Annotated in this window: 19 protein-coding genes and 1 pseudogene; 14 read left to right on the forward strand and 6 right to left on the reverse strand. The window is 51.0% G+C overall.

The genetic code is table 11. The features are described from left to right. Nucleotides 1–76: 76 nt before the first annotated feature. Nucleotides 77–412 (reverse strand): winged helix-turn-helix transcriptional regulator, encoded by a 336-nt coding sequence (locus tag PJDR2_RS07120; protein WP_015842986.1) that lies wholly within the window; start codon nucleotides 410–412, stop codon nucleotides 77–79. 295 nt (nucleotides 413–707) lie between these two features. Here PJDR2_RS07120 and PJDR2_RS07125 point away from each other — a divergent pair, with 295 nt between their 5' ends. The 3 genes from PJDR2_RS07125 to PJDR2_RS07135 all read left to right on the forward strand — a co-directional run bounded on the left by PJDR2_RS07125 (nucleotide 708) and on the right by PJDR2_RS07135 (nucleotide 3,628). Next, nucleotides 708–1,448 (forward strand): GTP cyclohydrolase II, encoded by a 741-nt coding sequence (locus PJDR2_RS07125; RefSeq protein WP_015842987.1) that lies wholly within the window; start codon nucleotides 708–710, stop codon nucleotides 1,446–1,448. 123 nt (nucleotides 1,449–1,571) lie between these two features. Next, nucleotides 1,572–2,573 carry a hypothetical protein gene (locus PJDR2_RS07130; protein WP_015842988.1) on the forward strand — a complete coding sequence of 334 codons (1,002 nt, stop codon included), beginning with the start codon at nucleotides 1,572–1,574 and terminating at the stop codon, nucleotides 2,571–2,573. Between the two features lie 92 nt (nucleotides 2,574–2,665). Continuing rightward, nucleotides 2,666–3,628 (forward strand): aldolase catalytic domain-containing protein, encoded by a 963-nt coding sequence (locus PJDR2_RS07135; protein WP_015842989.1) that lies wholly within the window; start codon nucleotides 2,666–2,668, stop codon nucleotides 3,626–3,628. A gap of 840 nt (nucleotides 3,629–4,468) precedes the next feature. On the opposite strand, the gene PJDR2_RS07140 is transcribed toward PJDR2_RS07135, so the two are convergent. Continuing rightward, complete coding sequence (locus tag PJDR2_RS07140; RefSeq protein ID WP_015842990.1) at nucleotides 4,469–4,897, reverse strand: GNAT family N-acetyltransferase; 429 nt, start codon at nucleotides 4,895–4,897, stop codon at nucleotides 4,469–4,471. A 35-nt stretch (nucleotides 4,898–4,932) separates the two neighbouring features. Then, a complete protein-coding gene (locus PJDR2_RS07145) occupies nucleotides 4,933–5,235 on the reverse strand; it encodes a hypothetical protein (protein WP_015842991.1) in 303 nt (100 codons plus the stop codon). Between the two features lie 143 nt (nucleotides 5,236–5,378). Between PJDR2_RS07145 and PJDR2_RS07150 the strand changes: the two genes are divergently transcribed. The 8 genes and pseudogenes from PJDR2_RS07150 to PJDR2_RS07185 all read left to right on the forward strand — a co-directional run bounded on the left by PJDR2_RS07150 (nucleotide 5,379) and on the right by PJDR2_RS07185 (nucleotide 12,745). Next, entirely contained in the window at nucleotides 5,379–6,668 is a 1,290-nt protein-coding gene (locus tag PJDR2_RS07150; protein WP_015842992.1) for a VWA domain-containing protein, read from the forward strand. A 52-nt stretch (nucleotides 6,669–6,720) separates the two neighbouring features. Next, nucleotides 6,721–7,437: pseudogene (locus PJDR2_RS07155) on the forward strand (HAD family hydrolase); the annotation flags it as partial. A gap of 51 nt (nucleotides 7,438–7,488) precedes the next feature. After that, nucleotides 7,489–8,199: a 5-oxoprolinase subunit PxpB gene (pxpB, locus tag PJDR2_RS07160; protein WP_041613331.1), complete on the forward strand. Its 711-nt coding sequence runs from the start codon at nucleotides 7,489–7,491 to the stop codon at nucleotides 8,197–8,199. Between the two features lie 62 nt (nucleotides 8,200–8,261). Then, nucleotides 8,262–9,320, forward strand: a complete 1,059-nt coding sequence (locus tag PJDR2_RS07165) for a biotin-dependent carboxyltransferase family protein (protein ID WP_015842995.1) — start codon at nucleotides 8,262–8,264, stop codon at nucleotides 9,318–9,320. A 21-nt stretch (nucleotides 9,321–9,341) separates the two neighbouring features. Next, nucleotides 9,342–10,112, forward strand: a complete 771-nt coding sequence (locus PJDR2_RS07170) for a 5-oxoprolinase subunit PxpA (RefSeq protein ID WP_015842996.1) — start codon at nucleotides 9,342–9,344, stop codon at nucleotides 10,110–10,112. Between the two features lie 3 nt (nucleotides 10,113–10,115). After that, on the forward strand, nucleotides 10,116–10,541 hold the full coding sequence (locus tag PJDR2_RS07175; RefSeq protein ID WP_015842997.1) for a gamma-glutamylcyclotransferase family protein: 426 nt from the start codon (nucleotides 10,116–10,118) through the stop codon (nucleotides 10,539–10,541). Between the two features lie 92 nt (nucleotides 10,542–10,633). After that, nucleotides 10,634–10,822, forward strand: coding sequence for a hypothetical protein (locus PJDR2_RS07180; protein ID WP_015842998.1), 189 nt, complete (start codon nucleotides 10,634–10,636; stop codon nucleotides 10,820–10,822). A gap of 231 nt (nucleotides 10,823–11,053) precedes the next feature. Next, nucleotides 11,054–12,745, forward strand: coding sequence for a methyl-accepting chemotaxis protein (locus tag PJDR2_RS07185; RefSeq protein ID WP_015842999.1), 1,692 nt, complete (start codon nucleotides 11,054–11,056; stop codon nucleotides 12,743–12,745). Nucleotides 12,746–13,324: 579 nt separating this feature from the next. On the opposite strand, the gene PJDR2_RS07190 is transcribed toward PJDR2_RS07185, so the two are convergent. The 3 genes from PJDR2_RS07190 to PJDR2_RS33090 all read right to left on the reverse strand — a co-directional run bounded on the left by PJDR2_RS07190 (nucleotide 13,325) and on the right by PJDR2_RS33090 (nucleotide 15,489). Beyond that, the gene (locus tag PJDR2_RS07190; protein ID WP_015843000.1) at nucleotides 13,325–14,596 is read right to left on the reverse strand and encodes an MFS transporter; all 1,272 of its coding nucleotides are present in this window, start codon (nucleotides 14,594–14,596) and stop codon (nucleotides 13,325–13,327) included. A 148-nt stretch (nucleotides 14,597–14,744) separates the two neighbouring features. Beyond that, nucleotides 14,745–15,221 carry a MarR family winged helix-turn-helix transcriptional regulator gene (locus PJDR2_RS07195; protein ID WP_015843001.1) on the reverse strand — a complete coding sequence of 159 codons (477 nt, stop codon included), beginning with the start codon at nucleotides 15,219–15,221 and terminating at the stop codon, nucleotides 14,745–14,747. A gap of 121 nt (nucleotides 15,222–15,342) precedes the next feature. Then, nucleotides 15,343–15,489, reverse strand: coding sequence for a hypothetical protein (locus PJDR2_RS33090; RefSeq protein ID WP_015843002.1), 147 nt, complete (start codon nucleotides 15,487–15,489; stop codon nucleotides 15,343–15,345). Nucleotides 15,490–15,871: 382 nt separating this feature from the next. Between PJDR2_RS33090 and PJDR2_RS07200 the strand changes: the two genes are divergently transcribed. From PJDR2_RS07200 to pheS, 3 genes are all read left to right on the forward strand, one after another. Then, on the forward strand, nucleotides 15,872–16,717 hold the full coding sequence (locus tag PJDR2_RS07200; protein ID WP_015843003.1) for a sensor histidine kinase: 846 nt from the start codon (nucleotides 15,872–15,874) through the stop codon (nucleotides 16,715–16,717). Then, nucleotides 16,710–17,417, forward strand: coding sequence for a response regulator (locus PJDR2_RS07205; protein ID WP_015843004.1), 708 nt, complete (start codon nucleotides 16,710–16,712; stop codon nucleotides 17,415–17,417). The genes PJDR2_RS07200 and PJDR2_RS07205 overlap by 8 nt, the downstream gene beginning before the upstream one ends. A gap of 393 nt (nucleotides 17,418–17,810) precedes the next feature. Then, a complete protein-coding gene (pheS, locus tag PJDR2_RS07210) occupies nucleotides 17,811–18,842 on the forward strand; it encodes a phenylalanine--tRNA ligase subunit alpha (protein WP_015843005.1) in 1,032 nt (343 codons plus the stop codon). Nucleotides 18,843–18,845 lie beyond the last annotated feature (3 nt).

Consider the following 18,845-nt stretch of genomic DNA (forward strand, 5'->3'; position numbering starts at 1 on the left):
GCGGTAATCATTATAGAATAAATAAAGAAAGCCTGCCTTTCCATATCGGAAAGACAAGCTTTTACCAAAACTTATTTTATTCAGAAAGGGCCGCCTGTCCCTCCAAGCTTATCCACTCTTGTGACCACTTCTCAATTTCCCTTACGACAGGCTCCAAGGCACGGCCTTTCTCCGTCAAGGAATATTCGATGCGGACAGGAATTTCCGGATAAACAACGCGGGTGACGATTCCTTCATTTTCCAAATCCTTGAAACGTTCGGATAACAGCCTGCCGCTGATCGGAAGCGCGGCTTGAACAGCGCAGAAACGCTGCGGGCCGGCTAACAGCTGATAGATAATCAGGCCAATCCAACGTTTTCCAATGAGATCCATCCCTTTCTGCACGCGCGGACAAAGGTCAGATTGCTCCATAACGATCACCTCTGGTTCATTTCCATTTCATTATAGTCACATTGTTAAATGAATACAAGCAAACTTTTGTTAGGCTTGTAACTTGACGTCACTTAATTATGAAATTATAATTAGTTACTATTAGTAACGAATAAATCTGAAGAAGATATCTCACTCCGGCCTATATGGGCTAATGTGAGGATGGACCAGCAGCCTGTTGCGCTATGGCATAATTCTCAATATACTGGTATCTACTGCAAGAATTTGGTCAATTATTCGTGGTTTATTATTCAGCTAAAAAGAAGGTGCGGTAAACATGTCTAATGAACATATCTTATCGATATTAAAAAATAAAATTAAAACCATCGACAATGGCGATCATGCGATCCATGTCGTAGGTCCAATCAAACTCCCGGTCGAGCTGGACGGGGAAACCGTAACATTCCAGTGGTACAGCTGGCTCCGCCGCGATATTCAAAAGAGCGAATCCGTGGAAGAACTGATTACGGAGCTTAATCAAGTTCATTATGCGGACTTCCAACAGTCGAGCGTTCTGGTCTACGGCGACTTCGAGCATGAGGAAGAAGTGCTAATCCGTATGCACAGCATCTGCCATACCGGCGATATCTTCGGAAGTCAGCGTTGTGATTGCGGCTTCCAACTGAAGCAGTCGATGCGGATGATTATTGCTAACGGAACAGGCGCATTGTTCTACCTGGCCAACCATGAGGGACGCGGAATCGGCCTGTTTAGCAAAGCGATGGCTTACCTGCTTCAAGAGGAAGGCCTTGATACGGTAGATGCCAATCTTGAGCTTGGTTTTGCCGAGGATGCACGCGATTACAGCGAAGCTATCGATGTCCTGAAGCTTCTTCGTCAAGCGCCGGTATCCATCATTACGAACAACCCGCGCAAGGTGGAAGCCCTTCGCGATGCGGGGATGAACATCACCTCCCGCGTACCGTTATGGGGAGAGGCATCCGTTCATAATGAGAAATATTTATCGACCAAGGTTGCCCGTTCCGGTCATTTCGAACGGGAGCTAGCGGTAAAATAAGGAACAGGCCGAGCAGTCGGCCTGTTTTTTTTGCGCTTTGACCGAAACCAATCGATCTGTCCTGTCGTCTAATGGATATGCTCAATCTGGCATACACTATATGGAACGGAAGGTTGGGTGCATATGAACTCTCGTCTAAAACAATCCTTATATAGATTATTTACCGTCTGCATCGTGATCGGATTAATGGGATGCAGCAAAGCGGAACAGAATGATAATGCCGTCCGGACTGACCGGGCTATCAAGCAACCTGCAGCCACGGAAGCCGTTGAGAAAAGCTCTGATCAGGATGCTCTCATACATAAATTCAAGACGGTGGTCAGCACGGCAAAGGAAGCTTCCGATATCGTATCCTTCCTGAACGAGAATTTGAACAAAGCAGGGCAGAATAATGCGGACCAGATGGTAAGGGAGCTGTACGCCTTTTACGCGAAGGATCTGCAGACTTCCCAGGAAGCCTTTTTTGGCGATAATGTTCAAAATGTGCTGACGGAGATGGATTGGCCGATTACCTCAGCGAACGCAGCGTCTATTACCGACGAAGCGATCAGGCAGCTTGTGGTGACCAAGCTGTCCGGCGGTTACAAGCTGGTATGGGTAGAAGGAACCATCTATCCGATCGTGGACTACAGCAACCAGCAGAAATACAGCATGTATCTGTCCAAGCCGTTAAACAGCTATATCGCCTTGAAAGCTGCGGAATCGAGCGATCCGGCTGCCATGGACGCCGGGCTTGTTATTACGTGGAACGAATTAGCGAGCAGAGCGGTGATGGCCGAGACCTTCCTGAAGCAATATGCGGATTCCCCGGAATATACGGAGGTCGAGAGTATCTATCTGGATACTTATTTGAGAATGTATATAAACGGACTTTCGAATACGCCCATTTTCGATTCAAGCAATTTGAAGCTGATGCCGGAAGTGAAATCAAGCTATCTAAAGGTCGCAACGGAAAATCCGGATACCGTTACCGGCATTATGGCGAGCCGGTTCTTGGAGATATTGGCGAAGTCGGGTGATGTTGCTATGATGCGCGGGCCTGCTGGAACGCAGCTGCTGCCAGAGGTGAAGGAATTCCAGAAAAACTACCGCCAGACGGCTCTAAAGCTGTTGAAGGAAGCCTGAAGCGCATCCAAAAAACGACAAAATTATTTTGCGTTCCGCATCTATTTCAAGTATGATTGGATGTAACATAATTGAACCAGAAGGAGTAGGACATGAACTCGAAAACTAGTCATTGTAAAATTGTCGATTGTACGATCCGCGACGGCGGACTTGTGAACAACTGGGATTTCAGCGTTGAATTCGTTCAACATCTCTATAATACATTGAACGAAGCCGGCGTAGACTATATGGAAATCGGCTACAAAAACTCGCCTAAGCTGCTGAAAGGCGCCGATACGGCTGGCCCTTGGCGTTTCCTGGATGACAACTTCCTGAAGCAAGTCATCCCTAACAAAGGCAATACCAAGCTGTCCGCTCTTGTCGATATCGGTCGCGTAGACGAGAATGACATCTTGCCGCGCAGCGAGAGCCTTCTCGACCTCATCCGCGTAGCCTGCTACATCCAGGATGTAGACAAAGCTCTTCAATTGGTTCAACTGTTCCATGAACGCGGATACGAAACAACCCTTAACATCATGGCACTCTCCAACGTTATGGAGAACCAGCTGATTGAGGCTTTCGAACTGATCAAGGAAAGCGTAGTGGACGTTGTCTACATCGTAGACTCGTACGGCAGCTTGAAGCCTAACGACTACAGCTATCTGATTGAGAAATTCCAGCATCATCTGCCTAACAAACGCCTTGGTATCCATACGCATAACAACATGCAGCTTGCCTTCGCAAACACGCTGCTTGCTGCGGAAAAAGGCGTAGAGCTGCTTGATGCTTCCGTATACGGCATGGGCCGCGCTGCAGGCAACTGCAACACGGAGCTGCTTGTCGCTAACCTTCAAAATGCGAAATACAATGTGCGTCCGGTTCTCGACATGATCGAGAAATACATGATTCCTCTCCGCGAGAAGGAAGAGTGGGGCTACATTATTCCTTACATGATCACGGGCATGCTGGATGAGCATCCACGCTCGGCTATGGCGCTTCGCGATTCCGAAGACAAAGATAAATGCGTTGACTTCTACGATCGTCTGACGACTCCGGAAGTCGCTCATAGCAAATAATGGTGGGGCTGCCTTAGTTTAAGGCAGCCTTTTAATTTGCGGGAGGAGTTCTATGCTCAGGTCGGGGTAATGCTCAGGACATGAGATGTATCGCCTTCGGCACACCGAATTGTGATCGGAGCAGTTCGCCCGATAACAATTCGGTGCTGCTGTTGCCAATCTGAATATTTGAATTTACTCGGCTAACGAGTATTCAGATTGGCAAAGGCAGACGCTGCGCTCCTCCAGGAGATACATCTCACTCTCTTCGCACCCTCTCTTCGCACTCTTCCCACAAAGGGGGCTGCCTTAATAATAGGCAGCCCCTTTGTGGTTGGGGCGTGGAGGCGCCTGGTGGTTTTCAGGCGCCGGGCCGGGACAAAAGCATAAAGTGCGACTTGCGGCAAAGCAGACTTTTTCCGAGCCTGTAGGTTGCTCCAAAAGAAAAAAAGAAACTTATGGAATGCTAACGAAACGTAGTATCGTTATTTGATCTAAATTGACCGGTTTGAAGATCTAACGAAACTACATAACGTTATTTGCTTATTTTGAAGGGAATACGAGGGCAAATCGGGTGAATAGCGTTATCAGGTTTCGTTAGAATGCGCGAGGCAGTCATTTTGAGTAAATAAGGTTACCAGGTTTCGTTAGAGATGAAGTGTGAGTTGCGAGGAGCAGCTTAGGGGGGTGGAAGTGACCCTTAGTCCTTTGTGCTTGGGAATGGAGAAGGCAAGTGAAGAGAGGTAAGTTAGGGATGAAAGGACAGATAGACAAGCACAAAGGGAAAGTGAATAGAGGCGAGGAAAGACAAAAAGAAAGGAGCTGCTGGAAACAGCAGCCCCTTCTAGGCGGGACGGGATCTTATAACGTTTTTTTCATGGTAACGTGTGGGATGCCCTCTTCCAGAAATACGTCGGAGACGGTATTGTAGCCGAGCTTGGAGTAGAAGGCTTCGGCATGCGTCTGGCCGTTAAGCTTCGCTTCCTTGAGGCCGTCTTCGCGGGCAACAGACTCAAGTGCTTCGACAACAGCGCGGCCAAGTCCGTATTTGCGGTGGGAAGCAAGGACGCAAATGCGCTGAAGCTTAGCTACTCCGTCAACTACTCTTACGCGGCCCGCAGCAACCGGCTCATCGTTGTAGTGGACCAGGACATGCTTGGACGATTCCTCGAATTCGTCGTATTCGTTCTCGGCTGGTACGCCTTGCTCGTCCACAAAAACTTTTTTGCGGATGTCGTAGACCGCCTGCAGATCTTGTTCATTGGTAACCAATCTTGAAGTAATTGTCATGTTGTTCTCGTTCTCCTTCCATATGTACAAGAAGCTTAGGATTCGCGCAGCTCGCCGTCGCCCCGGATAGCAGCGGCCTGATGAGGCTCGTTAGGATGCAAATAGGCTGTACCGTTAAAGGCTCGTCCGTCGGCTGCCGTTGCGTATAATTCGACCCGGATATCCTCGCTTTGCCCAAACCACTGAAGCAGCTCGGTATCTTTTACTCCGTTAACGTCCACGTACCATAGCCTCGAACCGTAATCCGACACCAGCACAAGCTCAGCGGATTGGAACAGAAGCTCCTTCATCTGCTGCTGGTATACAATCTCAATGCCTTTAAGTTGAATAGTTTCCATTATTGCAGCCCTCCATGAACTGGCATAAAACGGCCTGATATTCAGCCGGGATGCCTGCTTTTGATTGTAATGTTGATTGCCTGTTAATGCAACAATCCCCCAAGTCTCTGCGTCTAATTAGAAAATAAAGGGGGTTATGGAAAATGATAAAAAATCAGGCGAAAAGCAAGCTCATGTCCATGATCATTTCAATGGTTGTTATCTTGCTTATTCTGGCCGGCTGTTCGTCTAACCGGAACAATAACGCGGCCGACCGGGCAGCTCCGGATCGCGGGACGGAGAGCAGCAAAGCCGAATCTTCAGCGGATGGCCTGGGTAACCGGGTTGAGGATAGGGCTGTTGAGCCCGAATCGCACCGGGAAGAGGTGCGCCGTCAAGGGCGGACCGACGCGCCTATCCAGGCAGGCCAGCTAACCGCCGGCGAGTGGGATGATCTTGCCGCGTGGGAACGGTTCAATAACTTGCTTAACGGCTATGAAGGCAGTGGCAGCTCCGCATATTGGGGCTTTGAATATTTTAACCGGCTGGAAGTATCGGTGACCTCTGACGGCCGTGCTGTATCCGATGCGAGGGTAAGGCTTATCGGGGAGCAGAATCAGACGGTCTGGGAAGCCAAGACAAATGCCGAGGGGAATGCATTTGTATTCGCGGGATTGTTCAAGGATAACGGGCAGCAAAATCAGAGAACGCGTTATTCGGTTGAAGTAATGGCCGACCAGCAGAAGAAAAAGGTATCCAACATCGAGGTGCCCGGTCAAGGAGCCCTGAAGGTAGACCTCGACGGTGAACTGCCAGCCTCGAATCAGGTAGACGTCATGTTTGTGATGGACACAACCGGCTCCATGCAAGACGAGATGGATTATTTGGAAGCCGAGCTGAACGATGTGATTACCAGGGTTGGCGAGAAGCATGCCAATCAGCTGGATATCCGGATGAGCACGAATTTTTACCGGGATATTCATGATGATTATGTCGTGAAGGCGAATCCTTTTACAACCCATATCGATCAGGCGGTAAAGCTTATTGCGATGCAAAAAGCACAAGGCGGCGGTGATTATCCGGAAGCGGTAGAGCAGGCCATGCGCAACGCGGTCAGCGATCATAAGTGGAGCGAGAACGCGCGGGCAAGGCTTCTGTTTCTTGTGCTGGATGCACCGCCTCATCACGAGACCCAAATTATCCAGGAGATGCACAGCGTAATTGCAGACGCGGCAAAGGCGGGGATTCGCATTATCCCGGTTGCTTCAAGCGGCGTTGATGCGGATACGGAATATTTGCTGCGGTTTGCGGCCGTCGCAACCGGTGGCACTTATCTGTTCTTGACCGACGACAGCGGCATTGGCAGTGATCATCTGGAACCGGCCGTAGGCGAATACGAGACAAAGCTGCTTAATGATCTGCTGGTTGAAGTCATCAACCGGTACGTGCAATAAGATAAAGGATAAAACCCCTATTTGGTCCTGTTGGATCAGATAGGGGCTTCGTGTTAATATGGGGAAAACCATTTTTGGAAGGCCAATGGAAACGAGAGAAAAAGGAGAGAAGCAAATGGTTCGATCACTTATTTTCGATATGGACGGCACCTTATTTCAGACCGATAAGATTCTGGAGATCTCGCTTGAGGATGCTTATAACCGATTGAGATCCCTTCATAAGTGGGATAATGAAACGCCAATTGAAAAATACCGCGAAATTATGGGCGTGCCTTTGCCGAAAGTATGGGAAGCGTTGCTGCCCGATCATTCCATGGCGGATAGGGAAGAGACGGATGCTTACTTTCTGCAAAGATTAATTCATAATATCAATAGCGGAAAAGGAGCTTTGTATCCTCATGTCGAGGAGGTTTTTCGATATCTCAAGGAGCAGCGTTGTTCCATTTACATAGCAAGTAACGGGCTGACGGAGTATTTGAAGGCGATTGTGCGTTACTACCAGTTAGATCGATGGGTGACGGAGACGTTCAGCATTGAGCAAATTGATTCTTTAAATAAATCCGACCTGGTTCAAACGATTATGGAGAAGTTTGGAATATCGCATGCGGCAGTAGTAGGCGACAGGTTATCGGATATCCGCGCGGCAAAAGACAATGGTTTGACGGCGGTAGGTTGTCACTTTGATTTTGCGCGGGAGGATGAACTTGTCCAGGCTGATTACGTTATTCATGATCTAAACGAGCTAAAAGCATTAATAGATAGGATATAGCGCATGAAAGGGAATTGTCTGAACAAAAGAGCAGAGCCGGAGGTGCTAATCATGTCTGTTCACGTAACACCGCTTGGCGACCGCGCGCTTGTCCTCCAGCAGGATACGCAGGGAGCGAACGGATGGAAGCAGATGGCCGACCTTGCATGGACGTTGAAGCAGCAAGCCGAAGCTTGGGTGATTGATATTGTACCGGCTTACGAGACGGTTACCGTCCTGTATGATCCTGCTATGTTGTGGCGGGAGATTGAGCAAGGGCCGGAGGCTGACGTTCTGCTGCCTTATCACCTCGCGGAACGGAAGCTGCGGAGTTTGATCGAGAATGGAAAAGCAGCCTCGGAACGGGGAGGTAAAGGCCGCAGATTTGATCTTCCTGTGTATTATGGAGGTCAATACGGTCCGGACCTGGGGGAGTCAGCCGAACGTTCGGGGCTGACGGCGGCGGAGTTCGTCGAGGAGCATTCCAGGGTGGAGTATACCGTGGCGATGATTGGATTTATGCCGGGTTTTCCGTATATGGGCGGGCTGCCGGAGAAGCTAGAGCAGCCGCGAAAGGCCGTACCGCGTTCTATTGTCCCGGCAGGGTCTGTGGGAATTGCGGGGAAACAGACCGGGATTTATCCGCTTGCTTCGCCAGGTGGCTGGCAGATAATCGGCTATACGCCGATCTGCATGTTTGATAAGGAACGCAGTGAGCCTGTGCTGCTTCGCGCGGGCGACCGCGTCCGCTTTATTCCCGTAACCGGAGGTGACATCCGATAATGACGGATCGAAGCATAAACGGGAGTACCGTAAACAAAAGCGAAGCGGAGAGCTTCCGGGGAATGAAGGTGTTAAAACCCGGCCTGTCGACTACGATTCAGGATTCGGGGAGAGAAGGCTACCGTTCCTCGGGCATTTCTGCCGGAGGGGCGATGGACCGGTATGCGCTGCGGATGGCCAACCTTCTGGTGGGCAATGAGGAAGGGGAAGCGGGACTTGAGGTAACGCTTATCGGACCTGAGCTGGAGGTGGATACGGATCTTCTTATTTCCGTTTGCGGAGCTTATCTGGAGCCAACCATTGATGGAGAAGAGCTGCCGATGTGGCGGCCGGTCTTTGTTCCGCGCGGCGCGGTGCTGCGCTTTGGCCGCGCCGTAAGCGGCTGCCGCGCCTACGTGGCGGCAGCGGGAGGCTTTGGCGTGCCGCGCGAGCTTGGCAGCCGCAGCACGGACGTGCGCGCCGCGCTGGGCGGGCTCGCCGGGCGGCGCCTTGCCGCCGGCGACGCCTTGCCCTGCGGCGCGGCGCAGGGCACAGCTGCCCCGTCCCGGTGGGCAGCCGCATGGGCAACGGCGCTGTCGCGGCTGGGCGAAGCCTCCGCCGCGACAGCGCCGGAAGGCGCGGGCCGCCGCCTGCCGTGGGCGGCCGCGCCATGGTTCGCGCCGCCGGGTGCCTACGGCGGCGGCGACGGCGAAGACGGCATCGTGCTTCGCGCGATGCCGGGGAGCGAGCACGGGCAGTTCAGCGCAGCTGCCCGTGAAGCGCTCTTCCGGGAGCGGTATACCGTCGCTCCCGCCTCGGACCGCATGGGGTGCCGCCTGATCGGCACCCCGCTGGCAAGAGAGTCCCGTGCGGAGCTGCTCTCGCACGGGGTAACGCCCGGTGCCGTGCAGGTACCGCCCGGCGGCGGGCCGATCATTCTGGCCGCCGACTGCCAGACAACCGGCGGCTATCCCAAAATCGCGCATGTCGCTACGGTCGACATGCCGCTCGCGGCCCAGGCGAAACCGGGTGATACGATCCGGTTCCAGCCTGTTACCTTAGACGAAGCGCAGCGGCTGGATCGCCGGCGCGAGCAGGATATCCGCTATCTGGCCGCCGCGATCCGAAGCCGCTGGCCTTAAATACCGAAAGGAGACATAAGCATGGTTCATCGCGCGGTTGATCTCAACTGTGATTTCGGAGAAGGCTACGGCAGCTATTCCTTCGGGCAGGATGCCGAGCTGCTGCCCTTTATAACTAGCGTAAATATCGCTTGCGGCTTTCATGCCGGTGATCCGCATACGATGCATACGGCCGTGAAGCAGGCTTTGTCCGCGGGCGCCGCAATTGGCGCCCATCCCGGCCTGCCCGATCGGCTCGGATTTGGCCGCCGGGAGATGCAGGTAACCGCATCCGAGGTGTATGATTTTGTTTTGTATCAGGTTGGCGCATTGCAGGCTTTTGTTCGGGCATTAGGCGGGGAGATGGCTCACCTAAAGCCGCATGGAGCCCTTTACCATATGGCTAACCGCGATAAAGCGGTCTCTGAGGCGATTGTCAAAGCAGCCTTGGCTGTTGATGACAGGCTTATTATTTACGGACAATCCGGCAGTTTGCTCTTGTCTGAAGCCAAGCAATACGGCCTGTCCTCCGCATCCGAGGTTTTTGCGGACCGGGCGTACGAGCCGGACGGAAGCCTCGCTCCTCGCGGCAAGCAAGGAGCCGTTCTGCATGATGCGGACCTTGCGGCCGCTCAAGCGGTAGCGATGGCAGCGCAAGGAATTGCCTTTACGCCGGAAGGTGCTTCGGTAAACGTACAAGCTGACACGATTTGCCTGCATGGCGATGGCCTTCATGCGGCTCTGTTTGCTTCCCGTATCCGGGAGGCGTTAATCAAAGAGGGGATTACTCTCCAGGCGCCGGGCAAGGCATAACGCATGTCTATTCGCGACAAGATTACCGTGTTTGCATATGGCTCATTGCTTCCGGGTCTGGTCAATCATTATGTCATAGCTCCCTTCCTTATAGACAGCAGGAGCGGTATGATCGCGGGCAGACTGGTGGACGTCGGAGCTTATCCGGCTGCAGTCAGGGATCAGTCGGCCAGAACGAACGGTGCGGTTATTGAAGGGTTATGGCTTACGATCGACCGTGCCGGACTAGCTGTACTCGACGAGCTGGAGGAGTTTTCCGGCATCGAGGAAGCCAATGATTACGAGCGGGTTTGGGTCCAGGACGACAAGAATTCAAAGCTTGAGGGCTGGGTCTATATTTGGCCGTCAGACCGTGGCTGTTCAGCCGTTCCAGGTTCATCATGGCCGGATTATCTAAACAACTTGACCACTAAACCAAAGCTTTCATGAAATGTAAATTTACTGCTAGACTGGAATCACATAATCTCCTAGAATTAGATATGATGTAGAGGTATGATCTAGGGCTAGGGGAGAGATTAGCTATGACTGAAGATGGGATCACGGGAGAGTTTTTTGAAGGTTATAAAGTCACATTCCCTATGGGACGTTATGATGTATCCGTCTATATGACAAAGGTATATTATGAAGCCTGGAAATACTTTAGAGATGCTGAAATTACGGATGTATGGGTAGAAGAAGTTAAGCTGGATTTGGTGAAGTTTCTGAAATAACACGATAAAGTTTTGAACGGGAGAATGTGCCTTTTGGTACGTTCTCTTTTTTATGTCGTCCAAAAATGTAGAAATCCCAGATTTTGTACTAGATCAAAATAGGCCAAATCTCCTAAAATAAGGACTGTTCATGTCGTTAATTTATGGAAGGAGTGGAATAAAACGAAAATTTACGAACTTTTATAAAATCCGCAGCCGTGTATGTATCCAATTACAATAAGAGGTGTAGTTATGAAGCTAACCGTAAGCAGGAAATTATTTATGGGATTTTTGGCTGTGCTTATCGTTTTGACCGCAATCGTATTTATCGGTTACTCCAAAATTACGACTGTTGATCAGGCCTATGGCAAGCTGATTGATGACAAGGCGAAGAAGCTGATCATGATTCAGGAGCTAAACGTAGCCATCAAAAAAGAACAGCTTAGCGCAAGAGGCTACTTGATTCTGAAGGACGATTCCTCCTCGCAAAATTTCAATGCTGCCCATGAAAGCTTCCTGCAGCTGAGCAAGGAGCTGAGCGCCATCACGAAGCTTCCGAAAGCAAAGGAGCTGCTTGAGCAGCTGATTGAGCTGGAGAGCCAGTTCCATGAGGTCGCCGCCCAGGAGATCCAACTGAAGGATCAGAATAAGACCGATGAATACATGGAGCTCGTAACCAAGCAGGGGCATGAGATTTCCTCCGCTTTCGACAGCAAGATGGACGAGTTGACGGATTATCAGCAGACGGTTATGGAAAAGGGACATCAGGAGACGGCAGACCAGGCAGCAAGCACAAAAATCTCGATGCTGGCATTGGGGTTGGCCGCTATTCTGATCGGGCTTGCGGTTGCGATATACATAGGCAGGAAAATTAGCAGGCCGGTAGTAGAGCTGTCAAAGGCTGCGGAAAAAATAGCGGCTGGCGATTTAACCTCAACGGAGCTGAACGTAAAAAATATAGACGAGATCGGAGATTTGGCCGCCTCCTTCAAGAGAATGCGCCGCAATCTTCGTGAGCTGATTCAGACGGTCAACACGAATGCAAGCCAAGTAGCGGCATCGGCCGAAGAACTGACGGCAAGCGCTGACCAGACTTCGAGAGCAACGGAGCAGATTGCCGTTACGATGTCTTCGGTCGTAACCGGGGTAGAGACCCAGTTCAATACGGTAGAAGAAGCATCCCGGACGATTGCCGAAATTGCAGCCGGAGCGCAGGAAATTGCCCGCAATACCCAGGTTGTGTCGGATACTACGCTGGATGCTTATTCGAAGGCTGCCGAGGGGACGGCTTCCGTCCAGACGGTTATCGGACAGATGAGTGCGATATCCCGTACGGTTTACGGACTGTCTCAAGTCATTGGAGGGCTTGGTGAACGCTCCCAGGAAATCGGGCAAATCAGCAGCGTGATTACGGGGCTTTCTTCGCAGACCAATCTGCTTGCGCTTAATGCGGCTATCGAAGCGGCAAGAGCAGGCGAGCATGGGCGAGGATTTGCGGTCGTAGCAACAGAGGTGAGAAAGCTGGCCGAGCAGTCGAGTCAATCGGCGCAGCAGATCTCCGGATTGATCGCTTCCATTCAAGAGGAGACGCTTCGAGCGGTACAAGCGATGGATACGGCAACAAACGAAGTTAGCGACGGACTTGGGATGGTAAACTCGGCTGGCGAATCCTTTGATTTGATCCAGCAGTCCGTTAATATCGTATCTTCCCAGATCCAGGAGGTTTCCTCTTCCGTGCAGCAAATGGCGGCGGGTGCCGAGCAGATGGTGCAATCGATGAAAGCAATCACGGAGGTGTCGGAGCATACGGCATCCGGTTCCCAGCAGGTATCGGCCTCCGCGGAGGAACAGATGGAGTCGATGAAAAATATTTCAGGCGCGGCTTTATCTCTATCCCAGATGGCGGAACAGCTTCAGTTGCAGATTGAGAAATTTAGAGTGTAAAACGTAAAAATCGGATATATTTGTATCCGATTTTTATCGTAAGAGCGGAAATACGGATGGTACTTTTTCCGTTATTTCTCGCTGGCGAAATCCCATACGGTTATGGTATCCGCGATTTGCGTTAGAACGAAAATAGCGGATGGCAGTTTATGCACTTAGGACACCTAACCAAACTACAACACGCTATTAGCCCAAAATGGAGGCTTCTGATTTTCTAACGAAACCTCATATCGCTATCCGGTCACTTTTTGCCGATTCCAGCCCATATTGAGTCAAATAGCGTTACCAAGTTTCGTTAGCTTCCGGAATAAGCTGATTTTTACCAAATAAGAATACGTAGTTTCGTTAGCGGAACAAGCGTGGGTTAGTGAATAGGTGGATAGTACGTCAGGTGAGCTCAATAAGGTAATGTTTATCCTTGATTCCCCAGTGCTGCGGCAAAACCCCCTGGTTTGTGTTTACGAGATACGGTTAGGCTGCTTAATCCCAATACTGTTGGAAACGAAAACAGCTAATCGCCAAAAAACCTCGGACACTCCTTATCCAAGGAGCTGCCCGAGGTTTTTTGCAATTATATGATTAAGCTTGAAGCGTAATGTCCTTGCGCTCCGCCAGATGCCTTTTTACCCGGATTGCCATCAGGGAGGCGAAGAAGCAGGTAAAGCCTGCGATAACAAAAGCCTGCGAGTAGCTGCCAAGCCAGTCGCGCATAACGCCTGCGCCGTATGCAGCGGTTGAAGCGCCGATCTGGTGGGCAACCACGATCCAGCCGAAGATCATGCCGGACTTTTCTTTGCCGAAGGTTTCTCCGGCGAGCTTGGCGGTTGGCGGTACTGTCGCAATCCAGTCCAGGCCGTAGAATACGGAGAAAACAACAAGCATAGCCGGAGTAGCGTTAAGCGCATAAGGAAGGAACAGCAGTGACAACCCTCTCAGCCCGTAATACCAGAACAGCAGCCAGCGGCTGTCGAAGCGGTCGGACAACCAGCCGGAAATCGTGGTGCCGAAAAGGTCAAAGATCCCCATCATCGCGAGCAGCCCCGCAGCGGCAACCTCCACCATCCCGTGATCGCCGCAGGCGGCTATCAAATGGGTGCCGATCAGGCCGTTTGTAGAGAAGCCGCAGAAAAAGAAGGTGCCGGCGAGCAGCCAGAATGTTTTATTTTTCATCGCATAGCCAAGATTCCGGATAGGAGACAGGAATAGATTGCCGCGGAATGGCGCCGGCTTAACGATTTCATCCGAGCCGTAAGGAGCGGCACCCACATCGGAAGGATGATTTTTCATCCAGATGGCAACCAGCACAAACACCGTCACGATACCAACAACAGCCGTGTACATGGCGGAGCGCCAGCCGTAATCGGAGGTCATTTTGGCAAGCAGCGGCAGGAACAACAGCTGTCCGGCAGCGGCGCTTGCTGTCAGCATGCCGACAACCAGCCCTTTTCGCTTCACAAACCACAGATTGCTGACGGTAATGCCAAGCACGTTCGCCATCATGCCGGTTGCAAGTCCGGAGACAAGGCCCCACAGCAGATCGAACTGCCACAACGCGTTAATGAACGGCGTAACCGCTAGACTTGCGGCCAGCACGGCTAGAGCGATAAGCACAACCTTGCGGATGCCGAAGCGCAGCAGCAGGGCAGCGGAGAACGGGCCAACCAGACCATATAGTAAAATGCCGATGGATGCTACGCTGGAGATTTCTCCCCGGCTCCAGCCGAATTCGTCTTGAAAGGGGATCATCAAAACGCTTGGCATGGAACGAATGCCTGCCGATACCAGCAGGGTAACAAAGGTGAGCAGAACGATTATCCACCCGTAATAGAACTTGCTTTTGACCTGATTCATGTCACACCTCGACTTATTTTGTTTGTACATACAAATGTATAAAGATGAAAAAGTTCCGGTTAAGGAACTATGGCAGCAGTATAAGTTATAGCGGTTTAACCGTTACAAACCGAAATCGCATCTGTTAAAAAACAAATCAAACTAGCTGTTATTTCTCCAACTGTTCGCTTGTCGTTTCCAGAGATAGCGTCAACTGCGCTGCAGCTTCATTGCCAAGAATCGATTGGTAAGATTCAAGCAGCTTTTTGGAGGCGGCACGAATCGTTGGCTCCAGCTCGCGGCCTTTTTCCGTCGGATAGACCAGAACGGTTTTCCCTTGCACCTTGCGTTCAACAAGCTGTTTGGCTTCAAGCTTATCAATAAATCGGGTTAGGGTGGAGGGGGTAATATACAGCTTTTCGGATAATTCCTTCTGCGTAATGCCGGGCTTGGCGACACTGAGACGAATGACATAGCCATAACCGGGTGCAAGTCCCGTTGTAGCAAAAGCATCGTCTGCCATTCGGGTAATCGCTCTGCTCAGACGGTTCGCCGTAAAATATAAGCAGGTATGCAGGAAAGCCTCGGGATTTTCCACTTGTTCTTCGATTTCCGCGGCTGTTGCCGGATCGATGTCTTTTGTCATATCCTATGCCCTCCTTGCGATTTGATGAACTCTATTTTGTATGTACAACAAAAATAATTGAAAATGAGTTGCCTGTCAATAGAAAAACGCCCCCAAGCCAAAAATGGAGGCGTAATAGGTTCTACTTATGATCGTCCTCGGACTCGTAAGCGATTAAGCTGATTGTTGAGCCCATCTGGTCGGTGAGCTTTTGTTCTAACTGTCGAATTTCTTCAAGTGCTTCCGTATGCCCCTCAAGCTCAGCAAGCTTGAAATAATTGTTGGTCATTGGTATTCCTCCTCTCTCATTTTCATTGTGCTCGCGGCAGGGGATTCTTATACGAATTGTTCTTTCGCAAGGTGTCTAGTACACTTGGAGGGGAGTCAAATAGGCGATTACCCGGGAAATGTTATCCGCATTAATCATTTATCGCATTAGTTATGTGTGACTGTTCATTAAGCGAATGCTTACGAAGCATGAATCATCACGAGCAGCTCTTAAGCTGCTTGTGTGATAATTATTTAAGCGAATGCTTACGAAGCATGAATCATCACGAGCAGCCCAAAGGCTGTTTGTGTGATAATTCATTAAGCGAATGCTTACGAAGCATGAATCATCACGAGCAGCTCTTAAGCTGCTTGTGTGATAATTCATTTTAGGAGATGCAAAAATGTCCTACAAATCTCTGAAATTTTTAATATTATGGATCCCTACTATTGTTGTTGGTTTATGGGAGTACGTCCGGCATGTCTTCCTGCTTCCGTATATTTCAATGGAGCTGGGCAACTTTCTGGCGCCGGCTCTTGTGTTTCTGTTTACGTTAACTTTATTGCGTGGACTGTTCGGCAAGCTGGAACAGACGCAGGAAGCTCTTCAACGGGAACGGGTGTCCAAGGCTTCCTTTCAGCAGCGTGAACAGCTGGCCCGCGAGCTTCATGACGGCATCTCTCAATCGTTATTCCTGCTCTCCGTTAAGCTGGATAAGCTGGAGCATATGGAGCTTGGCAATGATGCAAGGGATACGACTGTTCAAATCCGGCAGACGGTTAAGCATGTGTACGAGGATGTCCGGCAGTCGATCGCGAATCTGCAGTCTCCCGCAGTTGTCGTAGATGATTCGTGGCTGACCGCTATTCATGGCGCAGTGAACGATTTGTTGCAAAACAGCGGCGTTCGCGCAAAGCTCGATTGGCAGCTGCCGGAAGGCGTATTATCCAACAAACAGCTGGTCGAACTGCAGTCGATCATTCGGGAAGCGCTTATGAATGTCCGCAAATACGCGCAGGCGACCGAGGTTCAGGTCATTAGCCGGCAGCATGGCGATGAGGATTTTGTATGCGAAATAAAGGATAACGGGGTAGGGGCTGACCCTAGTCAGATAGACGCGAAGGACCGATACGGCATCCGTATGATGCGGGACCGCGCAGAGCAGATGGGCTGGCTGTTTGACATAAAAAGCGCGGTGGGAGAAGGAACAACGGTACGTATTCAATCCGGAGGTGAAGGGAATGAGTGAAGCAAACGGGCATATTCGCGTGTTTTTGGTGGATGATCATCCCCACGGAAGGGAAGGCATGCGGGAAATTATCGGAGCGGATCCGGAATTTATGGTGGTTGGCGAAGCGGCTAGCGGCGAAGAAGCAATTGCCCGAATCGATGATGTGCTGCCCGATCTGGTGCTGATGGACATCAACATGCCTGGCATGGGTGGATTGGAGGCGACGCAGCAGTTGAAATACCTCTATCCCTCCCTTAAGATTGTCATGGTGACCGTCTCCGACGACATTACCCATTTGTTCGAAGCGATCAAACGGGGAGCTCAAGGTTATCTGTTCAAAAATCTCTCTCCTTCCGCATGGAGAGAATATCTCCGGGCTGTTGTGGATGACGAAGCGCCGATGTCGAAGGAAATTGCCTTTAGGCTGCTGCAGGAGTTTACTTCGGCTGCCTCAAACGGGATAAAGCCGGCAAAGACCGGCTCCAAACCCGGCCATGCCGGTGATGCCTCGGCCATGACAACGCCGCTTACCGCGCGTGAGAAGGATATTCTTGAACGGGTCGTGACAGGAGAGTCGAATAAAGAAATTGCGGTTGCCTTCGGATTATCCGAGCATACGGTCAAGAACCATTTGAAAAATATTTTGCAGAAGCTGCATCTGGATAACCGCGTGCAGCTTACCCGGTATGCCTATGAGCAGGGGATGCTCGAAAAATAAACTTGCCAAGCAGCGAATGGTTGCAAGGAAATAAGGAAATGCATATAATATAGATTATTGTGTCCAAGTGTAAAAAAGATGAAAGCTTTGATGGAGATAAGTAAGCAGAGCTTCCGTACAGGGAGAAGACGCCATGGATTGCGAGCGTCTTTACGGGATTAGGCTGCCGAAGTTCACTCCGGAGCAGACGCCTGAACCGCTTCTAGCCGCCAATGGCTGAAGGCGCATTAGGGAAGGTCCGGTTCCCGCCGTTAACGGGATTTGAGGGGTTGCTGTTTTTTTATGGGCAATCCAAATTAGGGTGGTACCACGGTCTTTCGTCCCTTGCGGGGAGAAAGGCCTTTTTTTGTTGCTATTTTGTTTTAAATTCCACAATGGAGGCGAGATTTTACGATGAAAGAACGTTTGGAAGCATTGCGCGTTGAAGCGCTGCAAGAGCTGCAGCAGGTTGATAATCCGCAGCAGCTGAATGATTTGCGTGTGAAGTACTTGGGTAAAAAAGGGGCGCTGACCGAGATTTTGCGCGGTATGGGCGGCCTCAGCGCGGAAGAGCGTCCGGTTATCGGGCAGGTGGGCAATGATGTTCGCGCCGCAATCGAAGGCGTAATCGACGAGAAGCAAAACGCATTCCTCGCTGCCGAGACGGAAAACCGTCTTCGCGCGGAGACGATTGACGTAACGCTGCCGGGCAAAGCTTTGCCGACAGGCGCGGTACATCCGTTGAACAAAGTTGCGCAGGAAATCGAAGACGTATTCGTAGGCTTGGGTTACTCCATTGCCGAAGGTCCCGAGGTAGAGACCGACTATTTCAACTTCGAAGCTCTTAACCTGCCGAAGAACCATCCTGCCCGCGATATGCAGGACTCGTTCTACATTACGGAAGACATTTTGATGCGCACGCATACGTCGCCGGTTCAGGTCCGTACGATGCAGCAAATGAACGGCAAACCAATCAAGGTTATTTGCCCGGGCAAAGTATACCGCCGCGATGATGACGATGCTACGCATTCGTTCATGTTCAATCAGATTGAAGGCCTTGTCGTTGGTCCTAACATTCGCATGAGCGACCTGAAGGGCACCCTGCTGCAGTTCGTACAGCAAATGTTCGGAGAGCAGGCGCAAATCCGTCTTCGCCCAAGCTTCTTCCCGTTCACGGAGCCAAGCGCGGAGGTTGACGTAACCTGCGTGCAGTGCGGCGGCCATGGCTGCCGGATGTGCAAGCAGACCGGCTGGCTTGAAATTCTCGGCTGCGGCATGGTGCATCCGCGCGTTCTCGAGATGGGCGGCTACGATCCGAAGGAAGTGAGCGGTTTTGCGTTCGGCATGGGCGTAGAACGTATCGCGCTTCTGAAATACGGCATCGACGATATCCGTCATTTCTACACGAACGATCAGCGGTTCTTAAGCCAATTCGCGAGAATGTAAAGG

Origin of the sequence: Paenibacillus sp. JDR-2, from assembly GCF_000023585.1 — a bacterium.
Lineage (GTDB): Bacteria > Bacillota > Bacilli > Paenibacillales > Paenibacillaceae > Pristimantibacillus.

What these genes read in the sequence shown, in the direction of transcription:
- PJDR2_RS07130 (WP_015842988.1), top strand. Translation starts at nt 1,572, where the DNA reads ATGAACTCTCGTCTAAAACAATCCTTATATAGATTATTTACCGTCTGC.
- PJDR2_RS07120 (WP_015842986.1), bottom strand. Translation starts at nt 412, where the DNA reads ATGGAGCAATCTGACCTTTGTCCGCGCGTGCAGAAAGGGATGGATCTC.
- PJDR2_RS07145 (WP_015842991.1), bottom strand. Translation starts at nt 5,235, where the DNA reads ATGGAAACTATTCAACTTAAAGGCATTGAGATTGTATACCAGCAGCAG.
- PJDR2_RS07170 (WP_015842996.1), top strand. Translation starts at nt 9,342, where the DNA reads ATGGTTCATCGCGCGGTTGATCTCAACTGTGATTTCGGAGAAGGCTAC.
- pxpB (WP_041613331.1), top strand. Translation starts at nt 7,489, where the DNA reads ATGTCTGTTCACGTAACACCGCTTGGCGACCGCGCGCTTGTCCTCCAG.
- PJDR2_RS07125 (WP_015842987.1), top strand. Translation starts at nt 708, where the DNA reads ATGTCTAATGAACATATCTTATCGATATTAAAAAATAAAATTAAAACC.
- PJDR2_RS07195 (WP_015843001.1), bottom strand. Translation starts at nt 15,221, where the DNA reads ATGACAAAAGACATCGATCCGGCAACAGCCGCGGAAATCGAAGAACAA.
- PJDR2_RS07205 (WP_015843004.1), top strand. Translation starts at nt 16,710, where the DNA reads ATGAGTGAAGCAAACGGGCATATTCGCGTGTTTTTGGTGGATGATCAT.
- PJDR2_RS07180 (WP_015842998.1), top strand. Translation starts at nt 10,634, where the DNA reads ATGACTGAAGATGGGATCACGGGAGAGTTTTTTGAAGGTTATAAAGTC.
- PJDR2_RS07175 (WP_015842997.1), top strand. Translation starts at nt 10,116, where the DNA reads ATGTCTATTCGCGACAAGATTACCGTGTTTGCATATGGCTCATTGCTT.
- PJDR2_RS07150 (WP_015842992.1), top strand. Translation starts at nt 5,379, where the DNA reads ATGATAAAAAATCAGGCGAAAAGCAAGCTCATGTCCATGATCATTTCA.
- PJDR2_RS07200 (WP_015843003.1), top strand. Translation starts at nt 15,872, where the DNA reads ATGTCCTACAAATCTCTGAAATTTTTAATATTATGGATCCCTACTATT.
- PJDR2_RS07140 (WP_015842990.1), bottom strand. Translation starts at nt 4,897, where the DNA reads ATGACAATTACTTCAAGATTGGTTACCAATGAACAAGATCTGCAGGCG.
- PJDR2_RS33090 (WP_015843002.1), bottom strand. Translation starts at nt 15,489, where the DNA reads ATGACCAACAATTATTTCAAGCTTGCTGAGCTTGAGGGGCATACGGAA.
- PJDR2_RS07165 (WP_015842995.1), top strand. Translation starts at nt 8,262, where the DNA reads ATGAAGGTGTTAAAACCCGGCCTGTCGACTACGATTCAGGATTCGGGG.
- pheS (WP_015843005.1), top strand. Translation starts at nt 17,811, where the DNA reads ATGAAAGAACGTTTGGAAGCATTGCGCGTTGAAGCGCTGCAAGAGCTG.
- PJDR2_RS07190 (WP_015843000.1), bottom strand. Translation starts at nt 14,596, where the DNA reads ATGAATCAGGTCAAAAGCAAGTTCTATTACGGGTGGATAATCGTTCTG.
- PJDR2_RS07135 (WP_015842989.1), top strand. Translation starts at nt 2,666, where the DNA reads ATGAACTCGAAAACTAGTCATTGTAAAATTGTCGATTGTACGATCCGC.
- PJDR2_RS07185 (WP_015842999.1), top strand. Translation starts at nt 11,054, where the DNA reads ATGAAGCTAACCGTAAGCAGGAAATTATTTATGGGATTTTTGGCTGTG.